This window comes from Marinobacter sp. ST-43 (assembly GCF_030541085.1).
GTDB classification, from domain to species: Bacteria; Pseudomonadota; Gammaproteobacteria; order Pseudomonadales; family Oleiphilaceae; genus Marinobacter; species Marinobacter nauticus.
Window position 1 is genome coordinate 559512 of record NZ_JASSVO010000001.1, and the last position, 21722, is coordinate 581233.

The following is a 21722-nucleotide window of genomic DNA, read 5'->3' on the forward strand; positions in this document are numbered from 1 at the left end:
GCCAGTTTTTTGCGAACCGTTCAGGTATGGGCAAGGGCTGCCTCGCTGAACAGGAAGGACCTGCCCGTATGCAGGCTGCAGTTCATGAACAGGATGCGGTAGTCTCCGCAAATTAACAGGAAGCGTTTATGGTTCAATCGTCTCTGGCGACGAAATCGCAGTCGTTTGATCTGGTCAAAAGTGAAATCGAACAGACCATCAAGCAGGCAGAATCCAGCCTTGAGCGCTTTCAGGAAAACCGCGAGAGCGGGGAAGATCTGCAGAACTGTGTTGATTACCTGAACCAGCTTCGGGGAATCTTCATTCTGGTGGAGCTCCGGGGCGGAACCCTGCTTTGCCAGGAAGCGGTTAATCTCGCCAATGATGTTCCGGTTGGTGCCAACGACGACAAGAATATACTGCTGACAGCACTTAACAGCGCGCTGTTCATTCTCCGCCGTTACGTCGAGTACTACCATCAGCAACGTGAAGATCATCCCGAGCTGCTGCTGCCCGTGATCAATGATCTGCGTGAAGCCCGTCGTGAGAAACCTTATCCCGAATCCTGCTTCTTTGATATCGACATCAAGGAGCGCCCGGACTTTTGCAGCGATCTGGGGCTCAGGCCCATGGATGATGCAGAGTCTGAATATGAAATCCTGGCCCGTCGCATGCGCCTGACCTTCCAGGTGGCACTGCTCGGCATTCTCCGCGAGCGCAACGAAGCGGTTAGCAAGAAGCTCATTGCCAGGGCTGCCCGTGGTCTCGCACGGCTGTGTCAGGGAGCGCCTATGGGGCAGATGTGGTGCCTGCTGGCGTTGGTCTCCGATACCATGCTGGATCGTGCCATGGGCTTTAGCAAGGCCCGCAAGCGTCTGCTGATGCGAATCGAGAAATACGCTCGGGAAGTGGTATATGTCGGCAAGGTAGCTACCGCCAAGGATGCCCCCGAATCGCTGATCAAAGATCTGATCTATCTGCTTTACCGCAGTGGCTCAGCCAACCCTGAGGTGACGCGGGTACTCTCTGCTTATCAGCTCGGTCCTGCCGAATTCCCGGACGCACTTCTTGAGGCTCATTCCCGGCGCCTCTATGGCCCTGGCACGGACGTGCTCAAATCCCTGTCTGAAGCCTTGCAGGAAGAGCTTAATCAGCTGAAAGACAAGCTGGACATCATTGAGCGCGGAATAGAACCGGATCTGGCCGAACTTGCCTCGATTGCCGATACTCTGGAGCGCCTGGCCAATACGCTGGTGATGCTCGATCTGAACCGCCTGGCCAGTATTTCCCGTGAAGAAGCGGCCAAACTGCGTAAATGGGAAGAGGAAAACCGCCTGCCGGCGGAGGAGGAGCTCTATCGTCTGGCGGATTCCGTGCTGGGGGTGGAAGATGCCGTCATGCAGATTGTCACTCGCGGCATCACCTCAGAGACCGACGCCCTTGCCGGCGCAGAACGGAGCCGGGACGAATCCGTGTACCTGCAGGAAGCCATCTGGGTTGTGGCGGATGAGGCCCGTAGTGCGTTGACCCTTGCCAAGCGAGCGATCACAGCATTTATCGAATCCGATTACGACAAGCTTCATCTGGCCAATCTGCCGGGGACACTGCGCAGTATCTGGGGTGGCTTGCAAATGGTGGACGACCCGATCGCAGCGGACGTCATTGCCAGGGTCGCGACGTCTATTCAGGAGCGCCTGCTGGATGCGCGCGAAGCCCCTGCGTCTCAGGTTCTGGAAGCGCTGGCGGATGCGCTCACCTCGCTCGAGTACTACATTGAAGGCGTCGGTCGGCGGGAAGACAGGAATGTAGACCTGCTCAAGCTGGCTCAGAGTTCGCTGGATGACGTCGGTCTGTAGACGCCAGGGTGGCCCGAATTTCTGAATGGCATAAAAAAACCTGCGGTTTGCGCAGGTTTTTTTATAGCTGGTGTTTAACCGGGCTCAGCCCATGTTGAACAGTTCACCCAGCTTGGTTGCCAGCATCATGTCGCCTTCGGCGCGTAGCTGACCAGCCATGAACGCCTGCATGCCGTCGGTCTCGCCAGAGACGATACCCTGCAGGGTTTCAGAGTTCATGATCAGGGTAACAGAAGGATCGTCGTGTGCGCCTTCGTGCAGCTTGCAGGTGCCGTCATTGATCACGAGGTGGTAAGTCTTGTCGTCTTCGATGTCGAACTGGAATACCAGGTCCAGGCCCTGTGCTGCGTCTGCGTTGAAGTTCTGTTCGAGTTTTTCAAATACCTGAGCTACAGACATTGTTTTACCCTTTTTGATGGTTGTCTTGTCATGGTGGTGACGACTAGTGATCCCTGGCAGAGGCAGCCTGTACAGCAGCCGGGGTAGCGCCAACCTCGCAATCCGACTTTATGGTTAGAGCCGGTTCGTGTCAAGCTTGATCGAACGCTTGTTTTAATTTTATCGCGGGCTTATCAGGCCTGTGCCGAGGCGGTACACTTCGGGGTTTGCAAATACGTGTGGAGACTGCATTTTGGAATTTCTGACCGAATACGGCCTGTTTCTCGCCAAGGTGGCGACTTTCGTGGTGGCGGCGATTGTGCTCGTGTCCATCATTGTCTCGGCAACCCAGAAAGACCGGGACGATCACGAAGGTGAGGGTGAGCTGAAAATACGCAAGCTGAACGATCAGTATCGCCGGCTCAGAGAGTCAATCCAGGCCAGGTTGATGACAGATCAGGAGCGCAAAGCCTGGCAGAAGAAAAAGAAGAAAGAGGACAAGGCTGAAAAGAAAGCAGCGAAGAAGCAGCCAGAATCTGACGTTACCGAAGAGAAAACCGCCCGTGTTTACGTCCTCGATTTTGACGGCGACATTAAAGCCAGCGATACCGATACCCTGCGGCGTTCAGTGTCGGCGGTTCTCGGTGTCGCCAATCCGGAAACGGACGAAGTGGTTATCCGCCTGGAGAGCGGCGGTGGTCTGGTTCATGCCTATGGCCTGGCGGCAGCCCAGCTGGACCGGATTCGCAGCAAGGGCATCAAGCTGACTGCTTGTGTCGACAAGGTTGCGGCCAGCGGCGGCTATATGATGGCCTGCGTGGCTGATCGCATTATTGCTTCGCCGTTTGCCGTGCTCGGTTCCATCGGGGTGGTGGCGCAACTCCCGAACTTCCACCGGTTCCTGAAAAAGAACGACGTTGACTTTGAGGTGCTCACCGCGGGTGAACACAAGCGAACGCTGACAGTCTTTGGTGAGAATACCGATAAGGGACGCCAGAAATTCCTCGAGGACCTGGAGGATACCCATGTCCTGTTCAAGGAGTATGTGAGTGAGCGGCGTCCGGATCTGGATATTCAGGCGGTTGCCAATGGAGATATCTGGTTCGGCAAGCGCGCTCTGGACGTGAAGCTGATCGATGAGATCAAAACGTCTGACGAATACCTGATTGAGGCTTGTGAGCGGGGAGACGTGATCTCAGTGTCTTTCCAGCGCAAACGTACACTGCCGGAAAAGCTCGGTTTGGCTACCAGCGCGGCGCTGGAACATACCGTCTGGAAAGTGTTGAGTGCGTTTCGGAATCAAAAAATGCAGTAAACCAGAACTGAACACCAGCGCATGACGACTCATGCGCTGGTGATTGGTCTCAGGAGGCCCGGCGGCGGAACAGGGGCTGGTCCGTGTCGGTCGCAGCCTGGTAGGTCTGGGTGAAGAAGCTCAGGCACTTCGGTGCCTTTGCAATGTCCTTGTCAGCGCGCAGTACGTAGCTGTCAAAGCCACAGCGCTTCATGAACTGAAGCTGGTCAAGCAGAACATCGCCAATGGCTCGCAGCTCGCCGCGGTACCCGAACCGTTCACGCAGCAAACGGCCAATGCTGTAACCACGGCCATCGACAAAGCGCGGGAAATTCACCGCGATCAGTGGCAATTCATTCACTTTCTCGCCAAGCAATTCCGGCTCATCGTGGCTGTCAAACCAGACACCCACTGAGGGCTTTGCGGCAAAGTGCTCATGGCCGGCCAGCCACAGATCTGCCGGAATCAAGACCGGCTTATCTTCAGGAATATCCATGGATTCACCCGCCGCAGGGCGGGGCACCACAACCCAGTCGTCATTACGAATCGTGCCGTCAGCGGCAATTACATCAGGCATATACCCGCTCCTTGAAAGGATCCAGACCGACCCGGCGATAGGTGTCCAGGAAGGTTTCCTCTTCCGTCCGGTTTTCTACGTAAACATTGATCAGCTTGGCGATGACCTCTGGCATTTCCTCACGAGCGAAGGACGGCCCCAGAATCTTGCCGATGGTGGCGTCGTGGTGTGACGATCCACCCAGGCTGATCTGATAGAACTCTTCGCCTTTCTTGTCGACGCCCAGAACACCAATATTGCCCACGTGGTGGTGGCCACAGGCGTTCATGCAGCCTGAAATGTTCAGGTCGATGGGACCGAGGTCGTACAGGAAGTCCAGGTCATCAAAACGACGCTGGATTGCTTCAGCCACAGGAATCGACTTGGCGTTGGCCAGGGCGCAGAAATCGCCGCCGGGGCAGCAGATAACGTCGTTCAGTGTGTTCAGGTTCGCCGTTGCGAAGCCCAAAGGCACAAGCTTTTGCCAGAGCTCAAACAGCCGATCCTGGCGGACGTCTGCCAGCACCACATTCTGCTCGTGAGTGGCCCGGGCTTCGCCGTAGCTGTACTCATCCGCAAGGTCGGCAATCTGCTCCAACTGGAAGTCGGTGACATCCCCCGGGGGCGTACCGGTCTTCTTGAGTGTCAGGGTCACAATGGCGTAGCCGGGCTTTTTGTGACTGTTGACGTTGTGGGTCAGCCACTTGTCGAACTCACGGTTCTCAAAGCGCTGCGTTGCCAGCAGGTCGGTGGCATTGTCCAGTGCATCATAGGACGGCTCAGTAAAGTAGCCCTGGAATTTGGTCACCACCTCCGGTGTCAGCCTTGAAGGAGAGTCCTTGATGTGGGCCCACTCTGCTTCCACTTTCTCGGCGAAGCCTTCCGGGCTCAGTGCCTTAACGAGAATCTTGATACGCGCCTTGAACTTGTTGTCACGGCGGCCGTAGCGGTTGTAAACCCGGACAATGGCTTCCAGGTAGGTCAGCAGATCCAGTTCCGGCAGGAAGTCGCGGATGACCGGGCCAACCATGGGGGTACGGCCAAGTCCGCCACCGACGTGCACCCGGAAGCCGAGTTCGCCCTGGTCATTGCGCACCAGCTGCAAGCCGATGTCATGGACCCGGATAGCCGCACGATCCGTGTGTTCAGAGGCATTCACGGCAATTTTGAATTTACGTGGTAAAAACGCAAATTCCGGGTGGAATGTCGACCACTGGCGAATAATCTCGCAGTAGGGGCGAGGATCAGCAATTTCGTCCACCTGGACACCGGAGAACGGGTCCGTGGTGGTGTTCCGGATGCAGTTACCGCTGGTCTGATTTGCGTGCATTTCCACTTCCGCCAGCTCAGCCAGGATATCGGGCACGTCTTCCAGGTTCGGCCAGTTCAGCTGGATGTTGGTGCGGGTGGTGAAATGAGCGTAGCCTTTATCATAGTCCCGGGTTACGCGTGCCAAACGGCGGAGCTGCTCGGAGCGAAGCATGCCGTAAGGGATACAGATACGGAGCATGGGTGCGAGACGCTGAACATAAAGCCCGTTCTGCAGTCGAAGTGGAAGGAATTCCTCTTCAGACAGCTCACCAGCAAGGGCGCGCTCGGTCTGGTCACGGAATTGGGCAACACGCTCTGCGGCTATCTGCCGGTCGTGCTCATCATAAACGTACATAGTGGAACGTCCTGCCTGCTACATCAGAAGAGCTAAAATTTACGGCCGGGTTTCATGGACCGGGCCTTATTCCTGCGAGGCAGGATACCATCGTGTTTTTATTCTCAAAATGATTATTTCAACATAACATTATCGATTCAGGTGATAAGTGATCGCCGCCGGAACTGGACGAATGTCAATTTGCTGCTTTACTTGATCGGGAAAGCCAGAAAAACAACAACTTCGGGTAGGAAGGAGGAAGTGCCATGAAAAAATCCGTGCAATCAGACAGTCAGGCCGATGCAGTGGCGGCGGTATTGCTCGTGCTGCTGGCAGTGGCCTTTGCGGTGGTCTGGGTATCCGGGCAGTAGGCTACTGCCCGGCCAATACCAGTTTGACCACGATGATCAGCCCGCCCACAAACGCGACGGTAAACAGAACGCCGGCAACGATATAGGGCAGCGGGCTGTGGTGTGAAAAGTCTTCCTGGCGGCGCTTGTCAGACTGCACACCGAAAGCGCCGGCAAGGATGCTTTGCATGATCTTCAGAACCCCCGGGCTGCGGGGGCGTTCATTGTTATTGTTGTTTTCGGTCACGTCATTCATGGAATACGCCTCAGGTTATTCCGCCGGATCGTACGCCAGGCTTGGCATCAACCAGCGTTCAGCCTCAGCCTTGGTCAGGCCTTTGCGTTCAGCATAGTCCTCAACCTGATCAACGCCAATTTTGCCAACGGCAAAGTACTTGGCTTCCGGGTGGGCGAAGTACCAACCGGAGACTGCTGCGGTTGGATACATGGCAAAATGCTCCGTTAGCTGCAGGCTGGTGTTAGCGGTGGCGTCCAGCAGTTTGAACAGTGTGGCCTTTTCAGTGTGGTCCGGGCAGGCGGGGTAGCCGGGGGCCGGGCGGATACCACGATAGCGTTCCTTGATCAGGTCCTCGTTGGCCATCTGTTCATCGGTGGCATAACCCCAGAATTCCTTGCGCACCCGTTCGTGCATGCGTTCGGCAAAGGCTTCGGCCAAGCGGTCTGCCAGGGCCTGCACCATAATGGCGCTGTAGTCGTCGTGGGCGTTTTTGAACTCAGTGGTCAGTTCGTCGACGCCGATGCCGGTGGTCACCGCAAAGCCGCCCACGTAATCGCCCAGATGCAGACTCTCCGGCGCCACGAAGTCGGACAGCGCCATCATTGGCTTGCCCGGAGCCTTCTCATCCTGCTGACGCAAATGGTGCAGGGTAGTCAGCTCTTCGGTTCGGGACTCATCGGTGTACACCACAATGTCATCACCCCGGCGATTGGCGGGCCAGAACCCGATAACGCCTCTTGCGGAGATCCGCTTTTCCCCGATCATCTGTTTCAGTAGTTTCTGGGCATCGTCAAACAGGGTACGGGCGGCGTCGCCACGCTTCGGGTCGTCAAAAATGGCAGGGTATTTGCCGGCGATGTCCCAGGAAATAAAGAACGGTGTCCAGTCGATGTAGTCCACCAGTTCGTTCAGATCATACTCTTCGAACACCCGGACACCGGTAAACGCAGGCTTGGGCGGCTGGTAGTTCTCGAAATCGATTTCCGGTGCACGGGCACGGGCTTCTTTCAGCGACACCAGCTTGGTGCGGTCGCCACGGTTCTTCCGGCGTTCCCGGATTTCATCATATTCGGTGCGGGCTGCTTCCACGAAAGCCGGCTTGGCGGTCTTGCTCAACAGCTGGGACGCCACGTTCACACAGCGGGAGGCATCAGACACGTAAAGGGCGATGTCGTTCTTGTACTGGGGCTCGATTTTGACCGCGGTGTGGGCTTTGGAAGTTGTCGCGCCACCAATCATCAGGGGAATTCTGAAATCCAGGCGCTGCATTTCCCGGGCCACGTGCACCATCTCATCCAGTGACGGTGTGATCAGGCCGCTCAGGCCAATCATGTCGACATTTTCTTTTCGGGCTGTTTCCAGAATCTTTTCACAGGGCACCATTACGCCAAGGTCGATTACCTCGTAGTTGTTGCACTGCAGGACGACGCCAACAATGTTCTTGCCAATGTCGTGTACGTCGCCCTTGACCGTGGCCATCAGTATCTTGCCCTTGGCCTGCTGGTCTTCGGTTTTCTCAGCTTCGATGTACGGAATCAGGTGCGCCACGGCCTGCTTCATCACCCGGGCGCTTTTGACCACCTGGGGCAAGAACATCTTGCCGTCACCGAAAAGATCGCCAACCACGTTCATGCCGGCCATCAGCGGGCCTTCGATTACCTCGATGGGGTGGCTGGCGTTTTGCCGGCAGGCTTCCGTGTCGTCAATAATGTAACTGGTAATGCCTTTAACCAGGGCATGCTCCAGGCGCTTCTCAACGGGCCATTCACGCCAGGCAAGGTCTTCCTCTTTGGCCTGGCCGCCTTTGCCTCTGAACTTTTCGGCCGCTTCGAGCAGGCGATCGGTGGAGTCATCCCGGCGGTTCAGAACCACGTCTTCCACCAGTTCTTTCAAGTCAGGCTCGATCTCGTCATAGATCACCAGTTGGCCGGGATTCACGATGCCCATATTCATGCCGGCCTTGACCGCGTGATACAGGAAAACCGAGTGGATGGCCTCACGCACCGCATCGTTGCCGCGGAATGAGAACGAGACGTTGCTTACGCCGCCGGAGATAGAGGCGTGGGGGCAGTGCTCCCGGATCCAGCGTGTGGCGTTGATAAAGTCCACTGCGTAGTTGTTGTGCTCCTCAATACCGGTAGCAATGGCAAAGATGTTGGGGTCAAAAATGATGTCGGCCGGGTTGAAGCCGATGCCGGTCAGCACATCATAGGAGCGTTTGCAGATTTCAGTCTTGCGTTCGAAGGTATCGGCCTGGCCGTCTTCGTCAAAGGCCATCACCACCACCGCAGCGCCGTAACGCATGCAGTCCCTGGCACGTTTGATGAACTCCTCTTCGCCTTCTTTCAGGCTGATGGAGTTCACCACGGCCTTGCCCTGGATGCAGCGTAAACCCGCTTCGATCACGTCCCACTTGGACGAGTCGATCATGATCGGTACGCGGGAAATGTCTGGTTCAGAGGCCACCAGGTTCAGGAAGGTAACCATCACTTCCCTGGAATCCAGCATGCCCTCGTCCATGTTGATATCGATGATCTGCGCACCGTTCTCAACCTGGTCCCGGGCAACGCTCAGGGCTTCTTCATATTGCTCTTCCTTGATCAGCCGCAGGAAGCGCTTGGAACCGGTTACGTTGGTGCGCTCACCGACGTTGATGAACAGGGTGTTTTCGTCACCGGTGAACGGTTCCAGGCCGGAGAGCCTGAGTGCTTTCGGGCGTTCAGGAATTTGTCTCGGCGGGTACTTGGCCACGGCCCTGGCGATGGCTTCAATATGGTCCGGGCGCGAACCGCAACAGCCGCCAATGATGTTGAGAAAGCCGTCTTTGGCAAAGCCTTCAATGATCTCGGCCATTTCCTCCGGGGTCTGGTCGTATTCGCCAAACTCGTTGGGCAGCCCGGCGTTGGGGTGGGCTGATACGTAGGTTTCGGCCTTGTTCGACAGTTCTTCCACATAAGGCCGCAGCGCGTCCGCGCCAAGAGCACAGTTCAGACCCACGGAAATCGGCTTTGCGTGGGCAACCGAGTTGTAGAAAGCTTCGGTGGTTTGCCCGGAAAGTGTTCGGCCAGAGGCATCGGTGATGGTTCCGGAAATCATGATCGGCAGCTCAATACCACTGTCGATAAAGAACTGCTGGGTCGCGTAGATTGCCGCCTTGGCGTTCAGAGTGTCGAAAATGGTTTCGATCAGAATAAGGTCTGAGCCGCCCTCGACCAGGCCGGAGACCGCCTCGTAGTAATTGTCGACCAGAGTCTGGAAATCCACGTTCCGGTAACCGGGATTGTTCACATCCGGTGAAATAGAGGCGGTGCGGGAGGTGGGGCCCACGGCACCGGCCACAAACCGCGGCTTGTCGGGATTCCTGGCGGTGAACTCGTCGGCGATTTCCCGTGCCAGCTTCGCCGCAGCCACGTTCAGTTCCCTGGCCAGCTCTTCCAGACCGTAGTCGGCCTGTGACAGCTTGGTGGAGTTGAAGGTGTTGGTCTCGATAATGTCGGCGCCGGCATCCAGATAATCTGCATGGATGTTGCGGAGCAGGGCAGGCTGGGTAAGGTTCAGCAGGTCATTGTTGCCCTGGACTTCCCGTTCGTAATCCTTGAACCGATCGCCCCGGAATGCGGCCTCATCCAGTTTCTGGTTCTGGATCATGGTGCCCATGCCACCATCAAGAATGACAATCCGCTCCTTGAGGGCTTGGTGCAGCTGTTCCAGGCGTGTATTGCGATCGGTCATAGAAAACTCTTCCGGGTGTCGTTATTAACGTCGTGTTTTACGTTTTGGCGCGGGATCATAGCAAAAATGCTGAAAGGCGTCTTAGTACGGATGATCATTATCAAGTTCCGTTTTGCCTGTCCGCCGTTGGGATAAGGGAAACTGATTACCCCATTAATGCCCGACTATTTTACTTGGTCTTTTATGTTCCGGCGATCTCTCATAAAATGTCAGTCACACTTGATAACAGGTAGGAAGCATGGCTCTGGTAACTGTGACTGATTCCGCAAGGGATTATCTTGCGCAACTGATTGAAAAGCAGGACGTTGAAGGTATGGGCGTACGCATTTTCGTGACCCAGCCCGGCACCCGCAACGCAGAGACCTGTCTGGCATACTGTCCGCCCAATGAAGTTGTGCCAACCGATGAGCAGGTCAACCTGGAGAAGTTTACTCTGTATCTGGACCATAATTCGGTGCCGTTCCTGGAAGACGCATATGTCGATTACTCCAAGGATCAGATGGGCGGGCAACTGACCATCAAGGCGCCTAATGCCAAGGTGCCGCAGGTGGCTGATGATGCGCCCCTGCCGGAGCGTGTGAACTACGTGCTGGCCTCTGAAATCAATCCCAACCTGGCAGCTCATGGCGGTGATGTTTCGCTGGTTGAGATTGTTGACGAATCGGTTGCGGTGTTGCGCTTTGGTGGCGGGTGCCAGGGCTGCTCTGCGGTCAGCCTGACGCTGAAGCAGGGTGTCGAGAAGACACTGAAGGAACGCGTACCTGAAATCTCCGCGGTGCGTGATGTGACAGACCACTCGAATACCGAAAACGCTTACTATCAATAAGTTGCACCCTTCCTCCGGCAGTCGCCCCTTCTCTGGCGGCTGCCAGAAACACCTGCCTTGCCTGGCTACACGGCCAATGGCCTGTTAAGCGCAATACTTCATTATCGGTCACATAAACAGAATCAAAGGCCGGGTATTATCCGTGCCGTGTGAGCGAATGCTTTTTCTATTTCGGGGTAACGCTTGACTGACCTTGCTCTTGTGTCCGTGCCTGTAATGGCTGCCGTGGTGGGATGGTTCACTAACTGGCTCGCCATTCAGATGTCCTTTCATCCTGTCCGGTTCATCGGCGTTGGGGTTATTGGCTGGCAAGGGGTAATTCCGCGCAAGGCCGAGAAAATGGCCCACATCTGTATTGATCGCACCCTGCAGAAGTTTGGCGACCTGAATTCTGTGTACCAGAAGCTGGAGCCCAACCGCATTGTGGAACAGGTGGTGGCTCAGGTGACGCCCCGCATGGATGAGTACATTGACGAGGTCATGTACGAAATCCAGCCGGTACTCTGGGATAATCTGCCGCTGTTTGTTCGGGCCCGGATCTATCAGTGGGCGCGGCAACAGCTACCCAATCGGGTAGAGGAGCTGGTGGAGGATTTTGGTGACGATCTTGATGAGCTGGTCGATCTCAAGGCGCTGTTGAGTCGGGAGTTGCAGAACCATCCGGACCTGATGAATCGTATCTTCCAGCAGGCCGGTGCGGTTGAGCTCAGGTCGGTTATTAATCGGGGCGCTATCATCGGAGCGGTGATGGGTGCCGCGTTGGCGCCGGTTTCCGTGTTCTACCCCCAGCCCTGGTTACTGCCGGTGGGCGGGTTCTTTATAGGCTTCGTGACTAACTGGATTGCCATCAACCTGATTTTCGCTCCGGTACGTCCGCGCAGAGTGCTGTTCTGGCAATTGCAGGGGCTGTTCCTGCGTCGGCAGGATGAAATCAGCGATATATGGGCGCGTCTGGTGGCGGAGGAATTGATCACGGTCGAGAAAGTCGCCGATGCCATGATCAACGGTCAGCATGGTGACCGTACCCGCGCCATCATCCAGAAACACCTGCGCCCCATGCTCGACAATTCCATGGTCATGAAGCTGGCGGCCCAGGTGTCTGTGGGTATGACCGGTTACACCGAGCTCAAGCGTGTGATGAATCAGAAAGCGGTGCTGGCCACGCGGGATGTATTCAGTGATCCCGCTTTCAATCGTGAGCGTGCACCAGTCGTCGCGGGGGTGCTGGCCAGCCAGATGAAGGCCCTGCGACCGGAAGAATTCCAGGACATACTCAGGCCGGCGTTCCGGGAGGAAGAAATTCAGCTGATGTTCGTGGGTGGCTTGTTTGGTGCAGTGGCCGGGCTCGTTCAGTTTCTTGCCATGACCGGCTTGCCCCGGGCCGTACTGGGCTAACCACACCAGGGAGAATAGCGTATGCCAGTTTGGGCACAGATCCTCACACAGATTTTTTTGACAGCGTTCGCCGTAACGGCTGTTCTCTTCGCGTTCTGGTTCTGGGTGGTAAAGCCATGGCTGGCTGAGCGCATTCAGGATTTGATTGATACCGCCAATGAGATTGAGCCGAAGGTGACCAGCGGCGTTCAGAAGGGTGTTGCTGAATCTATCCGGCAGATACCCCAAAGCGCCTGGGACGGTGCCACCAGGGAATCCACTCGCCAGTTCCTCAAGTTTGGTTCAAACCTGTTTGAAAACGGGCTGAGCACTTTTCTGGGGGCCGCTGCCGAAGAACAGCAAGCCAATCAGGCGCGGTCAGCCGAAAAGCGCGACAAGTAACAGTGCGATATCTTCCACTGGCTCAGAGGCAATTCGTAGGACGAGGCAGTCCGGCAATCCGGCAGGCAGTTTTGGCGGGTGTTCCGGGGAACAGTGTCATCAGGTAGATGCTGTCTCCTTTCTCGTCCCCCAGCGCCTCTCTCACGGCCTTCACGAACAAACGGTTCGATGGCGGTGAAATTTCATGCTGTTTATAAAAATTCCTTAGAAAATATATGATTTCCCAGTGTTTTTCCGTTAACTCAATGTCGTCTTCCTGAGCGATTTCCCAGGCTACCTCATCGGTCCAGGTGGCCGCGTCCTCCAGAAAACCCTCGTTGTTTCTCTCAGGCGAATTCGAAGCACTCATGGTTTACCAGTTGATGATTCGTGAATGATTAACGGTCAGCTGCACAAAACCGGCGTAGTCGACCAGTTGATCTGCGGGCACGCGATTGGCCACGGCGCGCGCATTTGCGTCCGCCTCCAGGCCATAAGAAGCCCCCGGCAACTCCTTTCCGCGATCGAGCAGCGCCAACACGGCATCTTCAATCAGCAGTAGCGTGTCACCCTGTTGAGCAGATGCCAGACAATGCCGGAATCTGGCGTGTTCCGGAGCTTTGTTGATGATGTGCAGGGTTGCGGTCGTGTTTTCAGGCATGACAGGGTCCTATCCGGCAAAAACAACGCGGGAAAACTGGCTCAGGGTTTCGGAAATCGACTCCGACGGCATGCTTCCTGACAGCAAATCGTCGAACTCCAGTCCATATTGCGCGCATGCTTGGGCATCCACCAGTATCTGTTCAACGCCGAACAGGGCGGCCGCAGAGAGGTTCTTCGCCACAGATTTCTGGCCGACGGCATCGGCGGCCTGGCCTTTGCACAGCCAGTTGACGCCAGCCCCCAGAAACAGCATGGCGGCGGGCTGGTCGAAGGCCGCCAGGGAGAAGGTCATGTCCAGCGCGTCTCGTCCTGCCCAGGAGCCATAGGGTGGCTGATCGATCACAATCAGGGTGGTCATGGTCAGTGTGTCCCGTGAAAATAAAGAACCCGGTTGGACTTCAGGTTTCCCTCTACCCACTCGCCAAGACCGGCAATTTCGAAGGGTGCCCTGAGATTGCTGGCAGTCAGCTCGTAACGGGCCTGTTCGGTCTTATCGACAATGCCGCGGCGCAGGGCTGAAGCAATGCAGGCGACCGCTGTGATGTTGTTCCCGGAAAGGAATTCAGACCACAGTCGCGGCCAGTGTTGCTCATCGGAGGGAGGAGCGCTCAGGGCTGACGCCAGGTGTACGCCATCGCCATACAGGAACACCCGGTCGATACGGTGGCCCGCTTTCAGCAGGGCCTGAGCGAATGACAGGGCAGTCTGGGGAGCCTGTGTTGCCCAGGGGGCACCGGTAATCACGAGTGTGTAACTGAGTGGCTGAGGCATGAATCTGGATGCTGACTGATGGAAACCCTGCAAGTGTACCTAAAGCAAAAACCCCGGCATAGGCCGGGGTTTTCTCAAGGCGTTGGGCTGAGTGTACTGATCAATCTTCGCCGCTGAACGCTGACAGCAGGTGCAGCAGGCTGACGAACAGGTTGTAGATGGACACATACAGGCCTACGGTGGCGATGATGTAGTTACGCTCGCCACCCTTGATGATCTGGCTGGTCTCGAACAGGATCATGATCGAAGCGAAGATCGTGAAGCCTGCGGAAACGGCCAGGTGCAGAACTGAGCTCTCCATGAAGAACGCCAGCAGCATGGCGCCAATCAGCACGAATGCACCAGCGGTCAGGAAGCTGGACAGGAAGCTGAAGTCCTTCTTGGTGATGATGGCGGTTGCGGACAGGCCCACGAACGCGACGGCAGTCAACGTCAGTGCCTGAGCAACAATCTGTGAGGCGCCTGCAGCAACAAACGCACCGATGATCGGGCCAAGGGTATAACCCATAAAGCCGGTCAGTGCGAAGGTGGTGACGATGCCCCAGGGGCTGTTCTTCAGCTTATAGGTGGCAAACAGCAGGCCGATGTAGCCCACGATGGTAATCAGGAAGCCCGGGTGCGTGCCATTCATGTTCAGGAACGCGGTCACGGCTGAAAACGCCAGGGTCATACCGAGCAACATGTAGGTGTTGCGCAACACCTTCATGGCGTCGTCGCTGATACCTGCCGCTGCGCGACTGGTTTCGCTGGCCGGCGAGTAGGCCGCCTGGTTGTTCTGAACGCCGAAACGTCTGTCTTCCATTGTCATCTCCGTTTAGTGCTCTAGTGCAACTGGATACTGTAGACCATCATAATGTCGAAACCGCAACTTTCAATCATTTACGACAGAGAAACACCAAATGGATTCCATTAAAACGCGGTAATCTTGTCTAAGCTCTGACCAGAAGCCACGGAATTTGCTTTGTTTTTCTTGCAGGGCGTTGACAGAGGGGGCAAATCCGGTATCATTCCTCCCGCTGTCGACAAGGCAGCTAGCCGAAGCGTTTCCCGATGCTTCGACAAGACGGTGGGCTGGCAGAGTGGCTGAATGCAGCGGTCTTGAAAACCGCCGACGGTTAATAGCCGTCCCGGGGTTCGAATCCCTGGCCCACCGCCATTTTTCTTCTTGTTTTTCCTCTTGATACCCCAATATCCTGGTTACACCAATCCCTCCGTTGGATTCCAAACACCACGCTTCATATCCGGGAGATTTCATCCATGGCTGAAGAACCGGAAAGTCAGGAACAGTCAGATCGCAAAAACCGCCGCTTCGCAGTGTCAGCCAATCGAGGCAGGGCGAGCCATCGCGTGCGTTATGTCGAGACGGGTGGCGCGGCCGTAGATACGGAAGAGTGCACCTTTTGTCAGGCCGTTCCCGACCTTGAACATGCCGGGGGAATTAAAGCCACTCAAGTGCCTGGCCATTCTGACACCAGCGAGTGTTCTGGTAGTGAAGCTCAAAAAGCCGACGCTGATTCTGCGCCGTAGCCAGATCGCATAATTCAAACCGGACACGGCCACCGGGTAGTTGCTGAGCCAGGCGGCTGCAATCCAGCGCTGGTACGACACCGGGCTTGGGGTACCCTCCAATCGTCTGGCCATCGCTCAGCAGTACGATAGGCTGACCGTCGCCGGGAATCTGAACGGATCCGTGTGCAATACCTTCGGAGATGATGCCGGGAGGAGGGGAGTCCATGGCCGCGCCCTGAAGCCGGAAACCCATACGGTCGGATTGATCGCTAACGGTGTAGCTGCTGGTTGTCAGTCGCAGGATATCTGAACGCTGAAACTGAGCGTACTGATAGCCCGGTATCAGGCCGATAACCACCTCTGAACTAAAATCAGGGCGCTGGTGCGCGGGAACTTCCCGGGTTGACACTTTTCGTTGCGCTTCCCGTGGTACCAGGTTATCTCCGCGCTTTATAGGGCCCCGGCCCGCGAGCTTTTCCCGAACAACCACGGTGCGACTGCCGAACTGCTCCGGTGAATCCAATCCTCCCGCCACGGCCAGGTAGATAAGCCGGTTATGAGCCGAGTGGCTGATGGTCAGCTCGTCGCCGTCGTTCAGGTTCAAGGTTCGCCACAGTTCAACGGGTTCGCCGTTCACGGTCACGCTGGTTCTGGCGCCGGTGACGGCAATCTGGAGCGAGCCGTGGGCAATGGCGCAGAATCCGCCCAGCATGATTTCCAGGCAGGCGGCATCGCGAGGGTTGTCCAGCAGCTTGTTGGCCCAGGCATAACTAACCAGGTCAAGGGCGCCGCCTGCGGCCAGCCCGTGGTGGCGATAACCCCGGCGACCACTGTCCTGCACAGAACTTTGCACGCCGGGATGAATGACGTCCAGCCAGCTCATGGAATGAGCTCCCCACCGGCGGCCAGAAACGCCTCCCGGCTGATGGGTGTAAAGCGCACCCGATCGCCGACCCTGAGGAGCGACAGGTTGGTTGGGTCAAAAAGGAGTGTCGGGCAGCGGCCGATCAACTGCCAGCCGCCCGGAGAAACCTGCGGGTAAACTGCTGTCTGCCGATTGGCAATACCAACGCTTCCGGCGGGTACCTGTTTGCGAGGAGTGGTTTTCCGGGGTGCGGCGATGCTGGGGTCAACCTGCCCCATAAAGGCGAAGCCGGGGGCAAATCCAAGCGCATGCACCCGGTATTCAACCGAGCTGTGTCGACGAATCACTTCCTCGCAATCCAGGCCGCTTTCCGAGGCCAGCCACTGCAGGTCAGGCCCGGTCTCGGCACTGTAATACACCGGCAGTTCCACCAGGCGGCTTTTCAATTCCGCCGTGTGCGCCTGTGTGCTCAGCCTGTGAACGAGGGGCCAGATCTCGGCGCTTACCTGTCGGAAATCGACGACTACCGGGTCGTAGACCACCATCAATGTCGTGTATGAGGGCACCATATCCACCAGCCAGTGAAAACCCGCACGCCAAATGTTGTCGACGAGGTTGGCAATGCGGGCAGGCAGGGCGTCATCGATGGCCTGGGCCAGGGTAATCAGGATGGTATCTTCCGAAACCGCCTCGATCATCGGCCGGATTTACCGAGCGCCTGGCGGATGGCTTTGATTGCGTCGAGCGCGGCGTCATTGTCGCCATGTACACACAGGCTGTCGGCCGGAAGCTCAAGCCAGTTGCCGGTGGTACTGAATACGCCGCCCTTTTCCGCAAAGGACTGCGCCTGGCCAACGATGATGTCCGGATTCTCGTGTACGGCGCCGGCCTGGCGCCGGGAAACCAACTGGCCTTCGTCATCGTAGGCGCGGTCTGCAAAGGCTTCCAGCAGCAGGGGCAGGCCAACGTCGGCCGCCATCTGCTGATGTTCGCGGTAATTACTGGTGACCGGAATCATCAGTGCCAGATCGGTCCGGAAGGTGCGTACGGCCTCCATCACGGCGCGAAGCAGTCTATTGTCCCGCATCATGTCGTTATTCAGGGCGCCATGGGGTTTGACGTAGCTTAGCGTCAGGCCTTCACTCCGGCACATGCCTTCGAGCGCCCCGAGCTGATACAGCATCAGGGCTTCGATCTCTTCCGATGTGTGGTGAATCGAGCGCCGACCGAAGCCGGGCAGGTCGTGATAGGACGGGTGAGCGCCAATAGCCACGTGGTGAGTGGCTGCCAGTGCCAGTGTTTTGCGAATTACCATAGGGTCTGCGGCATGAAAGCCACAGGCCACGTTGGCCATGTCGATCAGGGGCATAACCAGGTCGTCCTGGCCCATTTGCCAGGCGCCGTAGCTTTCCCCCAGATCGCAATTCAGTTTCATGGCACTGTCCTGTCTTTCCTTAGATGTCGCTGCGGCCCGGGAAGGTGGCCTGTTTGCGCTCTTCCGCCAGTCTGGCCCGCTGTTCCAGGGATTCCGGCGAATTCTCGGGAATAGCCCATCCCTGCAGATTGTCCTCAACCAGTTGCACCAGCGCATCAATGTGCCCCGGGGTGGCGTTCAGGCAGGGGATATAGCTGAAGCTTTCGCCGCCGGCTGCCATAAAGTAGTCCCGGTTTTCCTCGTTAATCTCCTCGATGGTTTCCAGGCAATCGGCGGAGAAACCAGGACAGAATACATCAATGGATTTTACCCCTTTTCCGGGCAAGGCTTTAAGGGTTTCATCGGTGTAGGGTTGCAGCCATTCCTCCCGCCCGAACCGGGACTGGAAAGTGGTCATGTACTGGTCTTTACCGAGGCCAAGACGCTCCGCCAGCAGCCGTGATGTCTTATGGCATTCACAGTGGTACGGGTCGCCCTTCAGCAGGTATTTCAGCGGCACGCCGTGGTAGGAGAGAATCAGCTTTTCCTTGCGGCCATGTTCGGCCCAGTGCGATTCAATATGGCGCGCCATGGCTTCGATGTACGGCGGGAAATCCTGGTAATGGGAAATAAACCGGAAATCGGGCAGCCAGCGCCGCCGGGTAAAGTCTTTTGCAATGGCATCGAACGTTGAGGCCGTGGTCGAGGCTGAATACTGGGGATACAGCGGAAGTACCAGCAGCTTGCGCACGCCCTGTTGTTGCATCTCGTCCAGTACCCGGGGGATGGAAGGGTTGCCATAACGCATGGCGAAACCTACCACCACATTGGTGCCGAAGCGCTGTTTCATGGCCTCACGGATACCCTCAGCCTGTTTCGCTGTGTGAATCAGCAGGGGAGAACCGTCCTTTTCCCACACACCGGCATAGGCTTCCGCACTTTTCCGGGGGCGAATGCGGAGGATGACGCCGTGCAGAATCAGCCACCACAGGGGGCGCGGTACCTCGACAACCCGCGGATCCCAGAGGAATTCCGCCAGGTATTTCCTCAGGGCGGGAGTAGTAGGTGCGTCGGGGGTTCCAAGGTTGGTGATCAGCACACCGAGCCGGTCCGGCTCATTGTGGCGGTAGTTATCGATCCCGTTGTAAGGCATTGAGACGTTCCGTGAGGTGAAAATTAACGCTTGCCGGCCTGCTGCATCAGGCGGGGAATAAGCCCGGTAATGTCGTAACCTGCATTCCGTGCCCGGGACAGGATTTCCTCAGGCTGGTGGTCGCGGGCACTGCTCAGGGCCCATAGTACCGTACAGCGGGTGCCGGAACGACAGAAGGCTAGTACGGGTTTCTCGGCATCACGGATCATGGGCGCGAAACGTTCGACGTCCTGGTCGGTAATATTGCCAGACTCAACCGGCATGTAGACCCATTCAAGGCCCTCTGCTTTCGCTGCGGCCTCAATGTCGGCCATGGCCGGTTGGCCGTATTCTTCATGGTCGGGCCGATTGGCGACCAGGGTCCGAAACCCCAGCCGCGCAATTTCGGCAACGTCATCAATAGCGATTTGTGGCGCTACGGAAATACTGTCATCAATTTTTCTGATATCCACGCGTGTCTCCCAACGACGGTCGTTTAATCCGCTCGATCACTTCGAATGCCATCATACCGGCCACCATGGACGCAACAAAGACCACGGCCTTGATTTCTCCGGCACCAAGAGCCACCAGGGCGGGCCCTGGACAAAAACCGGCAATGCCCCAGCCAATACCGAACATCATGCTGCCAATAACAAGTCTGGGCTCAATACGGTTGTTCGCCGGCATTTTCATGGTGAATCCGAGGAACGACAGGGTACGCCTGCGCGCCACGGCGAAAGCGACCAGTCCGACGATGATTGTGCCTCCCATCACGAAAGCCAGTGACGGGTCCCAAAGCCCGGCGATATCGAGAAAACCGAGCACTTTTTCCGGATTGGCCATACCGGATACCATGAGCCCCAACCCGAAAATCAGTCCTGCCAGAAGTGAGGTGACAGAGTACTTCATCATTCAGACTCCCATCAGATGGCGAATTACGAACACCGTTAAAAATCCTGTTGCCATAAAACTCAGGGTTGCGACCAGTGAGCGAGGCGACAGACGAGACAATCCGCAGACACCATGCCCGCTGGTGCAGCCTGAGCCGTAGCGAGTGCCTATACCCACCAGCAATCCGGCGAGGATCAGAGCCGGGTAACCTGCGTCAACTTGAATGGGTGGAAGCTCGGAAAACAACAGCCACAGGCTTGGGGTGCCTACAAGCCCGGCGAGAAAAGCCACCCGCCAGAGTATATCGCGGCGGGCAGGCACCAACAGGCCACCCAGTATTCCACTTATTCCTGCAATGCGGCCGTTCAAAAGCAGGAAGCTTGCAGCGGCGAGGCCGATCAGCAGGCCGCCGATCAGTGCAGCGCCAGGGGTAAACTGGCTCCAGGCAATATCAATCATTCATAGACTCCCGCGAAATATCGGTTTTGGAATAACCATATAATGGGGAGAAATAATAACAAAAAAAGCCCGGCAGGGAATGCCGGGCAGAGGCGTGCGAGTAGTATCCATGAAAGACTTCCAGACAAACCGACATCAACAGGGATGCCGGTATTGGGAAGTATTGACCATAATTTGAACAGTTCAAGTGAGAGGCGCTTTCGTTTGAAAACATTTTTTCATATTGCATCAGTGGTTATACTGCGGCCTTTCGTTATGCGGTTCTCAGGGCCACCACTGCAATCCGGCCCCGGCTGTAATACAATGACAGCTACCGCTAATGCCCGACTCCCATGAGGTATGCATGTCTGAGCACGACGACAAAAATCCTGAAAATGATCCGCAACTGGCGGGCAAGATCAAGGATTCCGCCCGGCAAATCTGGCTGGCTGGGCTTGGCGCCTACACCAAAGCGGAAGAGGACGCCGGCAAGTTCTTTGATCGTCTGGTTCAGGAAGGCGAACAGCTGGAGAGCAAAACCCGGGGTGTGGTCGAGAAACAGATCCGCACCGTGGAAGATCGGGTAGGCGAGGTTCGTGAGCGGGCCACCGGTACCTGGGACAAGCTCGAGCATATGTTCGACCAGCGGGTTTCTGGCGCACTCCGTCGCCTGGGCATCCATCGCCGGGAAGAAATCGAAGCTATGGAGCGCCGTATCGAGGCATTGGAAAGTGAGCTGTCCAGGCTGCGCGGCCAGAACACTGCGCGCGACGAGGAAGAATAAACTCTAGAGATAGGTCCGGCTGGTGAGCCGGACCTGTTCCTGCTCGTCCTCGTTCAGGTAGGGCAGCAACAGGTGCAACATTTGATAGACCCCGCGGCCCGGGTCCACTGACTCCCTGTCATCCAGATGCGAAAGCGTATCGAAGCTGCTCCAGTAACACACCGTCAGGGTAAGCTGCTCACACACCGAAGCCAGTTCATCCGAACCGATGTTCATGATGCCTTGCCGGCGAAAACTCTCACACAGCGTGTTGAACGCCAATTCCTTTTTTTTGAGAACCCTGCGAAATCGAACCTGAAGCTGATCGTAACGGGACAGGACATTGACCAGATCCTGGTACAGGAAACGGTAGCGGGCCACGGCTTCAAACAGCAGATGCAGGAAGAAGCTGAACTGGTCCATGGGCACGTCTGCTTCCTCGGGCACCGCCAGAAGATCCAGCATCTCTGCCTCATAGGCCCGGAACAATTCCTCAACGATATCGCCTTTGCTTTTGAAGTGGTAATACAGGTTGCCAGGGCTGATCTCCAGCTCATCAGAGATCAGCAGAGTGGTGACGTTGGGCTCCCCAAGGCTGTTGAACAGCAGCAGGCTGGTGTCGAGGATCCGATCCCTGGTTTTGACTTTCTTCATCCGTAATGGCCCG

The 21722-nt window shown here is 56.6% G+C and carries 24 protein-coding genes and 1 tRNA gene; 7 read left to right on the top strand and 18 right to left on the bottom strand.

Features of this window, described 5'->3' with window-relative positions; translation table 11 throughout:
- Nucleotides 1-128: 128 nt before the first annotated feature.
- Complete coding sequence (locus QPL98_RS02595) at nt 129-1835, top strand: chemotaxis protein (RefSeq protein ID WP_153739911.1); 1707 nt, start codon at nt 129-131, stop codon at nt 1833-1835.
- Between the two features lie 84 nt (nt 1836-1919).
- On the opposite strand, the gene QPL98_RS02600 is transcribed toward QPL98_RS02595, so the two are convergent.
- Nucleotides 1920-2234, bottom strand: a complete 315-nt coding sequence (locus QPL98_RS02600; RefSeq protein ID WP_011785017.1) for an SCP2 sterol-binding domain-containing protein — start codon at nt 2232-2234, stop codon at nt 1920-1922.
- A gap of 232 nt (nt 2235-2466) precedes the next feature.
- Between QPL98_RS02600 and sohB the strand changes: the two genes are divergently transcribed.
- Nucleotides 2467-3528, top strand: a complete 1062-nt coding sequence (gene sohB / locus QPL98_RS02605) for a protease SohB (protein WP_153739910.1) — start codon at nt 2467-2469, stop codon at nt 3526-3528.
- A gap of 49 nt (nt 3529-3577) precedes the next feature.
- On the opposite strand, the gene QPL98_RS02610 is transcribed toward sohB, so the two are convergent.
- The 4 genes from QPL98_RS02610 to metH all read right to left on the bottom strand — a co-directional run bounded on the left by QPL98_RS02610 (nt 3578) and on the right by metH (nt 10028).
- The gene (locus tag QPL98_RS02610) at nt 3578-4084 is read right to left on the bottom strand and encodes a DUF934 domain-containing protein (protein ID WP_022991198.1); all 507 of its coding nucleotides are present in this window, start codon (nt 4082-4084) and stop codon (nt 3578-3580) included.
- Nucleotides 4077-5729, bottom strand: coding sequence for a nitrite/sulfite reductase (locus tag QPL98_RS02615; protein WP_153739909.1), 1653 nt, complete (start codon nt 5727-5729; stop codon nt 4077-4079). Before QPL98_RS02615 ends, QPL98_RS02610 begins: the two co-directional genes overlap by 8 nt.
- 351 nt (nt 5730-6080) lie before the next feature.
- Nucleotides 6081-6314, bottom strand: coding sequence for a DUF2970 domain-containing protein (locus tag QPL98_RS02620; RefSeq protein WP_014421407.1), 234 nt, complete (start codon nt 6312-6314; stop codon nt 6081-6083).
- A 15-nt stretch (nt 6315-6329) separates the two neighbouring features.
- A complete protein-coding gene (metH, locus tag QPL98_RS02625) occupies nt 6330-10028 on the bottom strand; it encodes a methionine synthase (protein WP_153739908.1) in 3699 nt (1232 codons plus the stop codon).
- A gap of 238 nt (nt 10029-10266) precedes the next feature.
- On the opposite strand from metH, the gene nfuA reads away from it, so the two are divergent.
- The 3 genes from nfuA to QPL98_RS02640 all read left to right on the top strand — a co-directional run bounded on the left by nfuA (nt 10267) and on the right by QPL98_RS02640 (nt 12630).
- Nucleotides 10267-10854, top strand: coding sequence for a Fe-S biogenesis protein NfuA (gene nfuA / locus QPL98_RS02630; protein ID WP_011785011.1), 588 nt, complete (start codon nt 10267-10269; stop codon nt 10852-10854).
- Nucleotides 10855-11037: 183 nt separating this feature from the next.
- Nucleotides 11038-12249 carry a DUF445 domain-containing protein gene (locus tag QPL98_RS02635; protein ID WP_194841878.1) on the top strand — a complete coding sequence of 404 codons (1212 nt, stop codon included), beginning with the start codon at nt 11038-11040 and terminating at the stop codon, nt 12247-12249.
- 21 nt (nt 12250-12270) lie between these two features.
- Nucleotides 12271-12630 carry a hypothetical protein gene (locus tag QPL98_RS02640; RefSeq protein WP_153739907.1) on the top strand — a complete coding sequence of 120 codons (360 nt, stop codon included), beginning with the start codon at nt 12271-12273 and terminating at the stop codon, nt 12628-12630.
- 22 nt (nt 12631-12652) lie between these two features.
- Here QPL98_RS02640 and QPL98_RS02645 read toward each other — a convergent pair whose 3' ends face one another.
- The 5 genes from QPL98_RS02645 to QPL98_RS02665 form a co-directional block, all read right to left on the bottom strand.
- Nucleotides 12653-12979: a TusE/DsrC/DsvC family sulfur relay protein gene (locus QPL98_RS02645; protein WP_153739906.1), complete on the bottom strand. Its 327-nt coding sequence runs from the start codon at nt 12977-12979 to the stop codon at nt 12653-12655.
- Between the two features lie 3 nt (nt 12980-12982).
- The gene (tusB, locus tag QPL98_RS02650) at nt 12983-13270 is read right to left on the bottom strand and encodes a sulfurtransferase complex subunit TusB (protein ID WP_153739905.1); all 288 of its coding nucleotides are present in this window, start codon (nt 13268-13270) and stop codon (nt 12983-12985) included.
- A 9-nt stretch (nt 13271-13279) separates the two neighbouring features.
- The gene (locus tag QPL98_RS02655; RefSeq protein WP_153739904.1) at nt 13280-13630 is read right to left on the bottom strand and encodes a DsrE family protein; all 351 of its coding nucleotides are present in this window, start codon (nt 13628-13630) and stop codon (nt 13280-13282) included.
- Between the two features lie 2 nt (nt 13631-13632).
- A complete protein-coding gene (gene tusD, locus QPL98_RS02660; RefSeq protein WP_153739903.1) occupies nt 13633-14043 on the bottom strand; it encodes a sulfurtransferase complex subunit TusD in 411 nt (136 codons plus the stop codon).
- Between the two features lie 100 nt (nt 14044-14143).
- Entirely contained in the window at nt 14144-14845 is a 702-nt protein-coding gene (locus tag QPL98_RS02665) for a Bax inhibitor-1/YccA family protein (protein WP_153739902.1), read from the bottom strand.
- Between the two features lie 263 nt (nt 14846-15108).
- Here QPL98_RS02665 and QPL98_RS02670 point away from each other — a divergent pair.
- A tRNA-Ser gene (locus QPL98_RS02670) sits at nt 15109-15199 on the top strand.
- A 282-nt stretch (nt 15200-15481) separates the two neighbouring features.
- Here the strand turns inward: QPL98_RS02670 and QPL98_RS02675 are convergent.
- Genes QPL98_RS02675 through QPL98_RS02705 form a run of 7 tightly spaced genes read right to left on the bottom strand, consistent with a single transcriptional unit; the run spans nt 15482 to nt 20313 of the window.
- Nucleotides 15482-16435, bottom strand: coding sequence for a biotin-dependent carboxyltransferase family protein (locus QPL98_RS02675; RefSeq protein WP_303292622.1), 954 nt, complete (start codon nt 16433-16435; stop codon nt 15482-15484).
- The gene (gene pxpB / locus QPL98_RS02680) at nt 16432-17115 is read right to left on the bottom strand and encodes a 5-oxoprolinase subunit PxpB (protein ID WP_303292624.1); all 684 of its coding nucleotides are present in this window, start codon (nt 17113-17115) and stop codon (nt 16432-16434) included. Before pxpB ends, QPL98_RS02675 begins: the two co-directional genes overlap by 4 nt.
- Complete coding sequence (locus tag QPL98_RS02685) at nt 17112-17852, bottom strand: 5-oxoprolinase subunit PxpA (RefSeq protein ID WP_272998831.1); 741 nt, start codon at nt 17850-17852, stop codon at nt 17112-17114. Before QPL98_RS02685 ends, pxpB begins: the two co-directional genes overlap by 4 nt.
- Nucleotides 17853-17871: 19 nt before the next feature.
- The gene (gene hemH, locus QPL98_RS02690) at nt 17872-18984 is read right to left on the bottom strand and encodes a ferrochelatase (protein WP_303292628.1); all 1113 of its coding nucleotides are present in this window, start codon (nt 18982-18984) and stop codon (nt 17872-17874) included.
- Nucleotides 18985-19007: 23 nt separating this feature from the next.
- Nucleotides 19008-19436 carry a TIGR01244 family sulfur transferase gene (locus QPL98_RS02695; protein WP_022991214.1) on the bottom strand — a complete coding sequence of 143 codons (429 nt, stop codon included), beginning with the start codon at nt 19434-19436 and terminating at the stop codon, nt 19008-19010.
- Nucleotides 19417-19872: a YeeE/YedE family protein gene (locus QPL98_RS02700; RefSeq protein WP_153740038.1), complete on the bottom strand. Its 456-nt coding sequence runs from the start codon at nt 19870-19872 to the stop codon at nt 19417-19419. The genes QPL98_RS02695 and QPL98_RS02700 overlap by 20 nt, the downstream gene beginning before the upstream one ends.
- A 3-nt stretch (nt 19873-19875) precedes the next feature.
- On the bottom strand, nt 19876-20313 hold the full coding sequence (locus tag QPL98_RS02705; protein WP_303292629.1) for a YeeE/YedE family protein: 438 nt from the start codon (nt 20311-20313) through the stop codon (nt 19876-19878).
- Between the two features lie 343 nt (nt 20314-20656).
- Here QPL98_RS02705 and QPL98_RS02710 point away from each other — a divergent pair, with 343 nt between their 5' ends.
- A complete protein-coding gene (locus tag QPL98_RS02710; protein ID WP_011784979.1) occupies nt 20657-21076 on the top strand; it encodes a phasin family protein in 420 nt (139 codons plus the stop codon).
- Nucleotides 21077-21079: 3 nt separating this feature from the next.
- Here QPL98_RS02710 and QPL98_RS02715 read toward each other — a convergent pair whose 3' ends face one another.
- Nucleotides 21080-21709 (bottom strand): TetR/AcrR family transcriptional regulator, encoded by a 630-nt coding sequence (locus tag QPL98_RS02715; protein ID WP_014421424.1) that lies wholly within the window; start codon nt 21707-21709, stop codon nt 21080-21082.
- Nucleotides 21710-21722: the final 13 nt, after the last annotated feature.

Excerpts from the sequence above, each read along its gene's own strand:
- pxpB (WP_303292624.1), bottom strand. The coding sequence starts at position 17,115 with ATGATCGAGGCGGTTTCGGAAGATACCATCCTGATTACCCTGGCCCAG.
- QPL98_RS02675 (WP_303292622.1), bottom strand. The coding sequence starts at position 16,435 with ATGAGCTGGCTGGACGTCATTCATCCCGGCGTGCAAAGTTCTGTGCAG.
- QPL98_RS02655 (WP_153739904.1), bottom strand. The coding sequence starts at position 13,630 with ATGACCACCCTGATTGTGATCGATCAGCCACCCTATGGCTCCTGGGCA.
- QPL98_RS02705 (WP_303292629.1), bottom strand. The coding sequence starts at position 20,313 with ATGATTGATATTGCCTGGAGCCAGTTTACCCCTGGCGCTGCACTGATC.
- tusB (WP_153739905.1), bottom strand. The coding sequence starts at position 13,270 with ATGCCTGAAAACACGACCGCAACCCTGCACATCATCAACAAAGCTCCG.
- hemH (WP_303292628.1), bottom strand. The coding sequence starts at position 18,984 with ATGCCTTACAACGGGATCGATAACTACCGCCACAATGAGCCGGACCGG.
- tusD (WP_153739903.1), bottom strand. The coding sequence starts at position 14,043 with ATGCCTCAGCCACTCAGTTACACACTCGTGATTACCGGTGCCCCCTGG.
- QPL98_RS02685 (WP_272998831.1), bottom strand. The coding sequence starts at position 17,852 with ATGAAACTGAATTGCGATCTGGGGGAAAGCTACGGCGCCTGGCAAATG.
- QPL98_RS02610 (WP_022991198.1), bottom strand. The coding sequence starts at position 4,084 with ATGCCTGATGTAATTGCCGCTGACGGCACGATTCGTAATGACGACTGG.
- QPL98_RS02645 (WP_153739906.1), bottom strand. The coding sequence starts at position 12,979 with ATGAGTGCTTCGAATTCGCCTGAGAGAAACAACGAGGGTTTTCTGGAG.
- nfuA (WP_011785011.1), top strand. The coding sequence starts at position 10,267 with ATGGCTCTGGTAACTGTGACTGATTCCGCAAGGGATTATCTTGCGCAA.
- QPL98_RS02615 (WP_153739909.1), bottom strand. The coding sequence starts at position 5,729 with ATGTACGTTTATGATGAGCACGACCGGCAGATAGCCGCAGAGCGTGTT.
- QPL98_RS02715 (WP_014421424.1), bottom strand. The coding sequence starts at position 21,709 with ATGAAGAAAGTCAAAACCAGGGATCGGATCCTCGACACCAGCCTGCTG.
- metH (WP_153739908.1), bottom strand. The coding sequence starts at position 10,028 with ATGACCGATCGCAATACACGCCTGGAACAGCTGCACCAAGCCCTCAAG.
- QPL98_RS02600 (WP_011785017.1), bottom strand. The coding sequence starts at position 2,234 with ATGTCTGTAGCTCAGGTATTTGAAAAACTCGAACAGAACTTCAACGCA.
- QPL98_RS02665 (WP_153739902.1), bottom strand. The coding sequence starts at position 14,845 with ATGGAAGACAGACGTTTCGGCGTTCAGAACAACCAGGCGGCCTACTCG.
- QPL98_RS02640 (WP_153739907.1), top strand. The coding sequence starts at position 12,271 with ATGCCAGTTTGGGCACAGATCCTCACACAGATTTTTTTGACAGCGTTC.
- QPL98_RS02595 (WP_153739911.1), top strand. The coding sequence starts at position 129 with ATGGTTCAATCGTCTCTGGCGACGAAATCGCAGTCGTTTGATCTGGTC.
- QPL98_RS02710 (WP_011784979.1), top strand. The coding sequence starts at position 20,657 with ATGTCTGAGCACGACGACAAAAATCCTGAAAATGATCCGCAACTGGCG.
- QPL98_RS02700 (WP_153740038.1), bottom strand. The coding sequence starts at position 19,872 with ATGAAGTACTCTGTCACCTCACTTCTGGCAGGACTGATTTTCGGGTTG.
- QPL98_RS02620 (WP_014421407.1), bottom strand. The coding sequence starts at position 6,314 with ATGAATGACGTGACCGAAAACAACAATAACAATGAACGCCCCCGCAGC.